The sequence below is a fragment of the Bifidobacterium sp. LH_230 genome (assembly GCF_056357555.1).
The window spans coordinates 68,494-78,464 of record NZ_JBKEWJ010000016.1 but is presented as its reverse complement, the minus strand read 5'-3'; the positions used below and the strand labels follow the sequence as shown (position 1 = coordinate 78,464).

Sequence of the window (9,971 nt, the reverse complement as noted above, 5' to 3'; positions counted from 1 at the left end):
GGATCCCGTTCGACTTGCATGTGTTAAGCACGCCGCCAGCGTTCATCCTGAGCCAGAATCGAACCCTCCACAAAAAACTTCATGAAGAGAACCATTGAATGACTCTCAAAACATTAATTGACGAGAAGATTCTTAAGGAAGAATCCCTCACAAAACCCCAACCCCCATTAACCCCTCCCAGGGACCCCGGCCAAACAGCCAAGGCGAGGATTGGACTGGCAATCATTGACTATAAAGAAGTAGTACAAACACGCTCTTGAGTTCTCAAACCACCACCACACACCAAACCGGCACCGGAAACCAACCAACCGGAGGAACCGGACCGCTCAGCGGCAGCGAGTGAATAACTTACACCACCCCAACCACAAACGCAAACCCAACCCCAACCAACCACCCCAAAACCACTGCAAACACTACCAACCATCGGCGTGTCGCAACCACCAAAAACAACCCAAAAACACACCACGCAACCACCACAACCCATACCCAACACCACCACAAAGCACCCAACACCGGCGTGTCGCAGAGACAAGATCATTCCAAGCTCCGCCGAACCACGTTCTCAGATACGCAAAGGGGCGGCTTCCATCGGGAAGCCGCCTCTTCAATCACTGGTCGTGAACTTCACGCTTCATGCAGACATCACTGAATACCGACCGTCATCATCCCGACTAGATCAGCCCCAGCATACGGAACGCGTTCGCAATACCGTCATCATGGATGTCAGTCGTCTGCATATCGCAGAACTCCTCGATCCCGTGCACCGCGTTGCCCATCGCCACGCTCGTGCCGGCCGCCTTGAGCATCGCCGCATCATTGTCGCTGTCGCCTATCGCGATCGTGTCGGCGATGTTGTAGCCGAGCAGCCGCGCCACGTCACGCACCGCGGTCCCCTTGTCCACGCCGTTGATGAGCAGTTCGCCGTTGTTCGGCGAGATCTTGTCATACGAGCCATGCACCAGCTGGAACCACGGACTCATGTCGCGGCGCACGTCCTCGAAGGTCACATCCGGGTTCGGTCCGGAAAAATACGATCCCTTGCTGGCACGGATCATATGGCCGAGCGTGGAGCCTTCCGGCACTTCGATCTCGTCCATCACATGCCAATAGCGGGCGAACTCGCCGGCATTCCACACCGAGCCCTTCGTCTCCTGCAGGTGGCGCAGGTAGCCGCGTGAAATGTACATGCCGTCCGCGCCCTGCCACTGGTAGTTCTCGATGCCGTGGCGGCGGAAGTACTCGTTCGTCCGGTCAATGTCCTCGGGCGAGACGAAATGCTGGAACAGCACGCGGTCACCGATGTTCGCCTGAGCGCCGGCGACGGAGACGACCCCGTCGAATCCGAGATCGAGAATGCTGCGTTCGATCTTCGGCAGGGAACGGCCGGTGCTGATGAACAGCTTGTGCCCGTTGCGCTGCGCCTGGCGGCACGCATCCTGCGCGGATTGCGGCACGACATGCCGTTCGTCCGCCAACGTGCCGTCGATGTCAAGAAATACCAGTTTGGCCGTCGCCGTTGCGTTCATCGTAATCTCACCTTTCCTTGCAACGTAACGTCATCCGTCACGATCGATCGAACATAACCCTATGACCTTACGTGTCTGATCACTCGGTCACCGGCCGTAGAACAGCCGTTCCGTCACGTCGCGCGCTTTGCGCATGGCCGACAGCAGGTCGTTCTCGAAATGCTGGCCACGGTGCGCGTCATAGCCAAGGTAGACGGCGATGCCGCCGAGCGAATAGATGTCGTCGGGCAGGATGTCGGCCTGCGAGACGCGCCCGCTCCACAGGTAGTTGCCGTTGCGGGCCGCCGTGCACATGCGCCACGCCTTGCGCAGCACCATCGCGTCGGCCGCTTCGATGTACTTCATGTGTTCGAGCTCGTCGAGCGTCTCCAGCGTGGAGTTCAACCGCAACGCGGCATGGTCGCCGGCGTGGCGCAGTTGCAGCAGCTGCACGGTCCATTCGATGTCCGACAGCCCTCCCTTGCCGAGTTTGAGATGCCGGTCGCGCCGCACGCCGCGCGGCAGACGTTCGGCCTCCATGCGGGCTTTGAGCTTGCGGATCTCCCCCAGTTCGGAGTCGGTCAGATCGTTGACCGGATAGCGCAGCGGGTCCGCGATCTCGCGCAGGAAATCCTCGGCCAGCGTACGGTCGCCGGCCGCGAACCGCGCGCGCAGCAACGCCTGATGCTCCCAGGTGCTCGCCCACGAGGCGTAGTATTCGCGGCACGATTCGTAGGATCGCACGAGCGGGCCATTCTTGCCTTCGGGTCGCAGGTCCATGTCGAGTTCGATCTTCGGTTCGAGAGTGGTCGGCCCCTGCAGGATCTGGCGCAGCGATTCGCACACCTTGCGCGCGAACTGGTTGGCGGACTGTTCGTCAAGAGCTGCTCCACCGTCGCCATCGCCGGCGGCGTTCGCCCGGTAGATGATGATCACGTCGGCGTCGGAGCTGAAGTTGACCTCGCGCCCGCCGTACCGACCCATCGCGATGACCGACATGGCGACCGGCGGCCGGTCTTCCGGAAGACCGAGTTCACGGCATTGGTTGCGCATCGCCCACGTCAGCGAGGCGTCGATGATCGCGTCGTACACGTCGGTCATGCCGTGCAGCGAATCGGCGTCGTCCATCACGCCGCTCATCCACGCCAAGCCGATGCGTTCGATCTCGTGGCGGCGCATGGCACGCATCGATGTGGCGAAATCGTTGATGTTGCCGGCGTTGCGGGCCAGCGACGACGCGCACTGCACGTCGAGGCTCTCGCGTGAACGGGCGCGAAGACGGTCGTCGTCGCCCAGCCAGGTGACCGAGACGACGGATTTGTTGAGCGCGTCGCCGAGGAAGCGCGAATTGGACAAGATGTGGCACAGTCGTTGCGCGGCCGACGTCGAGTCACGCAGGAAGCCGAGGTATTCGCTGTCGGTGCCGAAGTTCTCCTCGAGCTTGCGCCAGTTGAGCAGACCCATGTCGGGGTTCTGGCCCTGGCCGAGCCATTGGAGCACGGCCGGCAGGATGATGCGGTTGATTTTCGCGGCGCGCGAGACGCCGGCGGTCAGTGCGTGGACGTGGCGGATGGCCGCATCGGTGTCCGCGAATCCGATGGACGCGAACCGTTCGTGCGCGGCCTGTTCGGACAGGGTGACGCCGTCGCCGTCCGTGGATGCGGCGATCGGCAGCATGGGCCGGTAGTAGATGTCCATGTGCAGACGGCGGACTTCGCGCCGGGTCTCATCGTATTTGTTGACGAGTTCCTCGGGGTGCATGCCGAACGCACGGGCGAGCCGGCGCAGTTCGGGGTTCTGGTTGAGCGCCTCGTCGCTGATGTCGCGCTTGCGGTCGAGTCCGCCGATGCTGCCGGGGCCAAGATCGGGGAACAGGTGGGTGCGTTTGAGCGCCCACATCTGCTGGCGGTGTTCCATCACGCGTTCGAAACGGTAGTCCCATGAGAGTTTCGCGGCCTGCTTGCGCGACACGTAGCCGCCGTCCGCGAGCCGTTGCAGCGATTCGAGCGTGGACGCGGTGCGCAGGCTTTCGTCGGCGCGGCCGTGCACGAGCTGGAGCATCTGGACGGTGAATTCCACGTCGCGAAGGCCGCCGCGGCCGAGTTTGATCTCGCGGTCCTTGAGCGGCACGGCGATGAGGTCCTCGACGCGTTTGCGCATCTTCTGGCAGTCGTACACGAAATTGTCGCGTTTCGACGCGGTCCACACGAACGGCCTGGTCATGTCCATGTACGCCTGGCCGAGATCCTTGTCTCCGGCGACGGGCCGCGCCTTGAGCAGCGCCTGGAACTCCCAGTTCTCCGCCCACTGCTCGTAGTAGCCCTGATGCGAGGAGAGCGTACGCACCAGCGGGCCGTCCTTGCCTTCGGGTCGCAGGCCGCCGTCGATCTGCCACAGGGTCGGTTCGGCCACGCCCATGATGATGGACTGGCAGACGCGCTGCAGCAGCGTGCCCATTTTGGTGCCGATTCGGGTGAGCGTTTGATGATCGACGTCGTGGTCGGCCGGTTCGACGACGTAGATCAGGTCCACGTCGGACACGTAGTTCAGTTCGCGGGCGCCGAGCTTGCCCATGCCGATGATGGTGAAGCGCACGTGTTCGCTGCCGTCGACCTCATGCCGGGCGATGGCCAGCGCGCCTTCGAGCGCCGCGTCGGCGAGGTCGGACAGTTCCTCGCTGATGCGAGGCTGCAGGGCGATCGGATCGTCGGCGAGCGTGTCCTGTGCGATGATCGCGGCCAGCTGCTTGCGGTAGGTGCGTCGCAGCGCGGTGGTGGCATCCGCGAGATTCAACGTGGCAACGGGTGCGTTGGTCTCGCTCGGATCGGCTCCGACCGCCTCCAGCACGTGGGCGCGGCGCTGATCGTGGTTGAACAGGTGTGAGTTGCAGGCGTCGCTGGCCGCGGCCTCGACCAGATCGAGACGGAACCGCATGAGCTTGCCCATTGCATCGGATACGCCGAGCACGGCCACGAGCCGGGCGAACGCCTGCGCGTCGGGCAGGATCTCGTCCAGCGTGCGGCCCTGGCTTTGCAGCGCGTTGATGACGTCGACCAGATTGCCCAATGCCATGTCCGGATCGCAGGCCTTCTCCAGATCGACCAGCAGTTCGCGCAGCCGCGGCTCGTCGACCCCGTCGGTGGCGAGCTTGTCGAACTGCGTCCGTGCGGCGTCGAGATCCTGCAGTCCGGCGTGGATCAGTTCGCGTGCACCTACTTTGAATTCTCGCGTGGCATCCATACTGTCCCAATGTACTGCAACGTCTGCCTCGGCGCGTGCCGGCAAGCGCGAAAACGTGCGTGGAAGCATGCGCAGACAGACGTCGCAGTGTCCGAGTTCGGGATGATTGCTTCGGCCAGCCGTCACTTGGAGAACAGTGTGGACACGTTGTGCCAGATGTGCCGTGCGGTGCCGGGGCGGTTCATCGTGTACAGGTGGATGCCGTCCACGTCGTTGGCGACGAGGTTGGTGATCTGCTGGGCGGCGAAGTTGATGCCGGCCGCACGCAGCGACGGCAGGTCGTCGCCCCACTTGTCGAGCATGGCGGACACGGCCTTGGGGATGCGCGTGTTGTTCTTGGCGGCCATCGACAAGACCGATTTGGCGGAGGTGACCGGCATGATGCCCGCTTCGATCGGAACGTTGATGCCGGCCGCGCGCGCCTTGTCGAGGAAGCGGTAGAAGTCGGCGTTGTCGTAGAACAGCTGGGAGATCAGGTGCGATGCGCCGGCGTCGACCTTGGTTTTCAGGTGGGCGATATCGGCGTCCAGCGATCCGGATTCGACGTGGCCTTCCGGATAGCATGCGGCGTAGATCTTCAGATCGGGCTTACGTTCGCGGATGTAGGTGACCAGATCGCTGGCGTGCGGGAAGACCCCGACCGGTTCGAGACCGTCGAGATAATCGCCGCGCAGTGCGAGCACGCCGCTGACCTTGGCCTGGGTGAACAGGTCGAGTGCATCGTCGATCTTCGCCTCGTCCGAGTACAGGGCGGTCAGGTGCGCGACCGTGGGAATCTGGTAGTCCTTGCGGATCGTGTTGGCGATGCGCGCGGTGGCGGTGCGGTCGGCGTGGGTGCCGTGACCGTAGGTGACCGAGATGAAATCCGGTTTAAGACCTTCGAGCCCGTCGAGCGCATCGTAGATCGTGCCGATCGGCGCGTCTCGCTTCGGAGGGAAGACTTCCAGCGAGAACATCGGAGAGTGCATGGTTGATACTCCTATGAATGAAGAGGCTCCCCTCGTGTGAGGGGAGCCGTTGCGATCGGTGGCTTAGGCGAGCTTGGCGCGCACGGCCTTGGCGGCCGCGACCAGATGCTCGAGGCTCGGCCAGGTCTCGGCGTTGCCACGGGTCTTCAGACCGCAGTCGGGGTTGATCCACACCTTCTCAACGTCCATCTTCTTGAGGATCTCGTAGATGCGCTCCTCGATCTCAGCTTCGGACGGAATGCGCGGCGAGTGGATGTCGTAGACGCCCGGGCCGGCCTCGGTCTCGAAATGCGCGTCGTGGATCGCGTCGAGCACGACCAGATCGCCGCGGGATGCCTCGAAGGAGATCACGTCGGCGTCCATCGCGTCGATGTCGCGGATGATGTCGTTGAACTCCGAGTAGCACATGTGCGTGTGGATCTGCGTGGTCGGCTTGACGCCGGAGTGCACGAGACGGAACGCGGGGATGGCCCAGTCGAGGTACTTCTTGTGCCAGTCGGTCTTCCTGAGCGGCAGCTTCTCGCGCAGCGCGGCCTCGTCGATCTGGATGACCTTGATGCCGGCGGTCTCGAGGTCGAGCACCTCATCGCGGATGGCGAGGGCGAGCTGCTGGGTCTGCTGCTCGTGGGTGATGTCCTCGCGCGGCCAGGACCAGTTGAGGATGGTGACCGGGCCGGTGAGCATGCCCTTCATCACATGGTTGGTGCGGCTCTGCGCGTACGCGGACCATTCGACGGTGATCGGCTTGGCGCGCGAGACGTCGCCCCACACGATCGGAGGCTTGACGCAGCGGGTGCCGTAGGACTGCACCCACGCGTTCTTGGTGAACAGGAAGCCGTTGAGGTTCTGGCCGAAGTATTCGACCATGTCGTTGCGCTCGAATTCGCCGTGGACGAGCACGTCAAGGCCGATCTCCTCCTGATGCTTGATGCACGCGTCGATCTGGCCCTTGATGAACGTGTCGTATTCGTCCTTGGTGATCTCGCCCTTACGGAAGCGCGCACGTTCGGCGCGGATCTCCTTGGTCTGCGGGAAGGAGCCGATCGTGGTGGTCGGCAGCAGCGGCAGGCCGAGGGCTTCGCGCTGTTCCTTCTGACGCTCGGCGCGGGCCGGCTGGCGGACGAAATCGGCCTCGGTGAGTTTGGCGATGCGATCGGCCACGGCCTGATCGGGTGTGACGCGGGTGCCGTCGAACAGCGCCTGATTGGCGGCCAGCTCGGCGGACGCCTTCTTCTCGTCGTCGCTGGCGTCGGCCAGCTTGGCGATCTCGGTCAGTTCGCCGACCTTCTCGACGGCGAACGCGAAGTGCTTGAGCACGGCCGGGTCGAGCGCGGTCTCGCCTTCGGTGCTGAACGGCACGTGCAGCAGGGAGGACGCGGTGGACACGGCCACGTTCGGCGTGACCTGCTTGAGCGCGTCGAGCAGTCCGAGGCTCACGGCGTAATTGTTGCGCCAGATGTTGCGACCGTTGACCACGCCGGCGAAGATCGTCGTCGCGGAGTTCACGCCGTACTGCTGGACGGCGGCGAGGTTCTCGTCCTTGCCTTCGTTGAGGTCCAGTCCGATGCCGTCGAAGCCGAGCAGGTTGACGGTCTCGTACACGTCGGCGATGTGGCCGAAGTACGTGTTGAGCAGCACCTTGACCTTGCCGTCGCGGGCGGGCAGGATCTTCGCGTACAGGGTCTTGAACAGTTCGACGTCGCCCGGCTCCTTGTCGAGCACGAGGTACGGCTCGTCGATCTGCACCCATGCGGCGCCCAGCTCGGCGAACTTGGCGAGCACTTCGGCGTACACGGCGGCTACCGCGTTCACGAGGCCCTTGTCATACTCGATCTCTTCGGCCTGATCGTTGCGGGCGAGCTTCAAGAACGTGTACGGGCCGATGAGCACCGGCTTGGCGTCGATGCCCAGCTCCTTGGCCTCGTTGAACTCGTCGAACGGCTTGGTGCTGTTGAGCTTGATCTCAGTGGACGGCTCGATCTCCGGCACGAGGTAGTGGTAGTTGGTGGTGAACCACTTCTTCATCGGCAGGGCGGTCACATCGCCCTTGTCGCCCTGATAGCCGCGGGCCATCGCGAACAGCGTCTCCTCCGGGTTATCAAAGGCGAGACGCTGGTAGCGCTGCGGGATCACGTTGAGCAGGATCGCCGTGTCGAGCATCTGGTCGTAGTAGCTGAAGTCGTTGCTGGGGATCAGGTCGACGCCGGCGGCGGCCTGCAGCTTCCAGTGCTTGGCTCGCAGCTCCTTGGCGGTGGCGCGGACGTCGTCCAGCGACGCGGCGCCCTTCCAGTAACCTTCGATGATCTTCTTCAGTTCGCGGTTCTGGCCGATACGCGGGAAACCGGAGACGGAAGTCAGAGCGGACATGGTTCCTCCTGAAATCTTACAATTGCAACCCGGCCAACCTATCACAGATCGGCCGGGCATAAGACATCAGGCGAACTTGGGTGTCGCTATAAACAAGCCTTATAGCGATGTTCCGGCACCGTCATCGACCGCGATCAGTCAAAATCGTTGGGCGTGACGACGGCGATCAGGTCGGCGTCGTGCAGCTGCCACTGGCTGAACGGTTTGTTCGAGCCGAAGATCGCGATGGATGCGGTGGACAGGCCGAGGTTGAGCAGGTCGAGCACCGCCGGGTCGGAGTCGTGCGAGGCGAGCCATTGGCTGGCGATCGACATGGTCGGCTCGTGGCCGAGCACCATGAGCACGCGATGCTTGTCCTTGGTCTGCGCGAGCTCGTCGAGCACGGCCTGGATACCGCCGTCGTACAGGCTCTGCCGGTAGTCGACCTTGGGCACGTCGCCGAAGGTCTTGAGCATCTTGGCGCAGGTCTGCTGGGTGCGCAATGCGCCCGAACATGCGATGCGGTTGGGCACGAGTCCCAGATCGAGCAGCCCCTTGCCCACGGCCTTGGCCTGCTTGAGCCCCTTGCCGGACAGCGGACGGTCACGGTCGCCGTGTTCTCCGAACGGCTCGGCCTTCGCGTGCCTCATGATGATGAGCACATGCTCGTATGATGCGGCCTTTTTCTCGATCTTGCCCAATTTCACGGCCATGACACCCTTTCGGTGAAGCGATAAAACTGCCCCTAATTATGGCCGATGAAAGTGAACTTTCCGCCCGCGTGTTGCACGGGATTCACCCGGCATCTGGGTTCATGCGACAAACAGCATGTCACCGCCCAGTCACAGGTGCGAGACCTGCGCGTCCAGATCGCGCAGCACCTTGCGCAGCTTGCGGTCTGAGATGTCGCGCAGTTCGAGGTCCTCGAGCTGCGCGGCGCGTTCGTCGTCCGTGAGCGAGTCGATGTCGGTGGTCGTGTCTTTGGTGACGCGGTCGCGTTTCTTGAGCGCCGCGAAGCCTTCCGCCATCGCGCGCGAGACGACGAGGAATCCGGTGTGGCCGATCATCTGGTGGTCGGGGCGCACGGCCAGCCCCTGCGCCTTCCAACTACGTTCCAACGTCTCCTGAATGTCCGGTTCGGTCCAGCGGCCGGAGTCGCGCAGCGCTTCGACCAGACGCGACATCTGCGTGGTCGTGGTGATGTAGCAGACGAGCACGCCGCCGGGGGCGATCACGCGGTACGCCTGTTCGAGACGGTTCCACGGGTCGAGCATGTCAAGCATGATGCGATCGTATTCATGCTCCGGCAGGGTTGCGGCGACCGAGTCGAAGTCGCCGGTCTTCAGGTCCCACCATGCCGGCTTTTCGCCGTAATACAGGGTTGCGTTCGCCTCGGCCACGCGTGCGAAATCGGGGCGCAGCTCGATCGTGGTCAAGTGGCCGCTCTCCCCCACCGCGTCGAGCAGGTTGACGCTCATCGCGCCCGACCCGGCACCCGACTCGAGCACGTGCAGGCCTTTGCGGATGTCGCCGAGCTGGATGACCTGCGCGATGTCCTTCGGGTACATGATCTGCGCGCCGCGCGGCATCGACAGTACGTAGTCGGCCAGTCTCGGACGCATGACCGCATAGTCCCAGCCACCAATCGCACGGGCGGCCTTCCACGGCTTGTTGGCGTCGCGCTCGGGATGCACTTGGTTGACCTGCGCCTCGCGCTTCGCGGTGACGGTCGTCACGACGATGCCCTCCGTACGGCCGATCACATCGTCGTGCAGGATCAGTCCGTGCTCGGTCTGCGTGGAGCCGCCGGCGACCAGCTGGTCGGTGATCTTCTTGCCCTTGCGGTCGGTGAACTGCACCTTCTCGCCGGCGCGCAACGCCCCGCGACGTTCCTGCATGACTGTCTCTCCTT

Annotated in this window: 6 protein-coding genes and 1 rRNA gene; all 7 read right to left on the bottom strand. The window is 63.3% G+C overall.

Going from position 1 to position 9,971, the window contains the following annotated elements:
* Positions 1-74: ribosomal RNA gene (locus tag AC1A0G_RS08500) — 16S ribosomal RNA — on the bottom strand; the annotation flags it as partial.
* Between the two features lie 597 nt (positions 75-671).
* On the bottom strand, positions 672-1,526 hold the full coding sequence (locus AC1A0G_RS08495; RefSeq protein WP_476528904.1) for an HAD family hydrolase: 855 nt from the start codon (positions 1,524-1,526) through the stop codon (positions 672-674).
* A gap of 87 nt (positions 1,527-1,613) precedes the next feature.
* On the bottom strand, positions 1,614-4,745 hold the full coding sequence (locus AC1A0G_RS08490; protein WP_476528902.1) for a bifunctional [glutamine synthetase] adenylyltransferase/[glutamine synthetase]-adenylyl-L-tyrosine phosphorylase: 3,132 nt from the start codon (positions 4,743-4,745) through the stop codon (positions 1,614-1,616).
* Between the two features lie 122 nt (positions 4,746-4,867).
* Positions 4,868-5,713, bottom strand: a complete 846-nt coding sequence (gene metF / locus AC1A0G_RS08485; RefSeq protein ID WP_476528900.1) for a methylenetetrahydrofolate reductase [NAD(P)H] — start codon at positions 5,711-5,713, stop codon at positions 4,868-4,870.
* 63 nt (positions 5,714-5,776) lie between these two features.
* Positions 5,777-8,080: a 5-methyltetrahydropteroyltriglutamate--homocysteine S-methyltransferase gene (metE, locus tag AC1A0G_RS08480; RefSeq protein ID WP_476528898.1), complete on the bottom strand. Its 2,304-nt coding sequence runs from the start codon at positions 8,078-8,080 to the stop codon at positions 5,777-5,779.
* A gap of 134 nt (positions 8,081-8,214) precedes the next feature.
* The gene (locus AC1A0G_RS08475) at positions 8,215-8,772 is read right to left on the bottom strand and encodes a SixA phosphatase family protein (protein WP_476528896.1); all 558 of its coding nucleotides are present in this window, start codon (positions 8,770-8,772) and stop codon (positions 8,215-8,217) included.
* A 129-nt stretch (positions 8,773-8,901) separates the two neighbouring features.
* Positions 8,902-9,957, bottom strand: a complete 1,056-nt coding sequence (locus AC1A0G_RS08470) for a tRNA (adenine-N1)-methyltransferase (RefSeq protein WP_476528895.1) — start codon at positions 9,955-9,957, stop codon at positions 8,902-8,904.
* Between the last annotated feature and the right edge of the window lie 14 nt (positions 9,958-9,971).

Coding starts and splice junctions, on each gene's coding strand:
- AC1A0G_RS08495 (WP_476528904.1), bottom strand. CDS start 1,526: ATGAACGCAACGGCGACGGCCAAACTGGTATTTCTTGACATCGACGGC.
- AC1A0G_RS08490 (WP_476528902.1), bottom strand. CDS start 4,745: ATGGATGCCACGCGAGAATTCAAAGTAGGTGCACGCGAACTGATCCAC.
- metF (WP_476528900.1), bottom strand. CDS start 5,713: ATGCACTCTCCGATGTTCTCGCTGGAAGTCTTCCCTCCGAAGCGAGAC.
- metE (WP_476528898.1), bottom strand. CDS start 8,080: ATGTCCGCTCTGACTTCCGTCTCCGGTTTCCCGCGTATCGGCCAGAAC.
- AC1A0G_RS08475 (WP_476528896.1), bottom strand. CDS start 8,772: ATGGCCGTGAAATTGGGCAAGATCGAGAAAAAGGCCGCATCATACGAG.
- AC1A0G_RS08470 (WP_476528895.1), bottom strand. CDS start 9,957: ATGCAGGAACGTCGCGGGGCGTTGCGCGCCGGCGAGAAGGTGCAGTTC.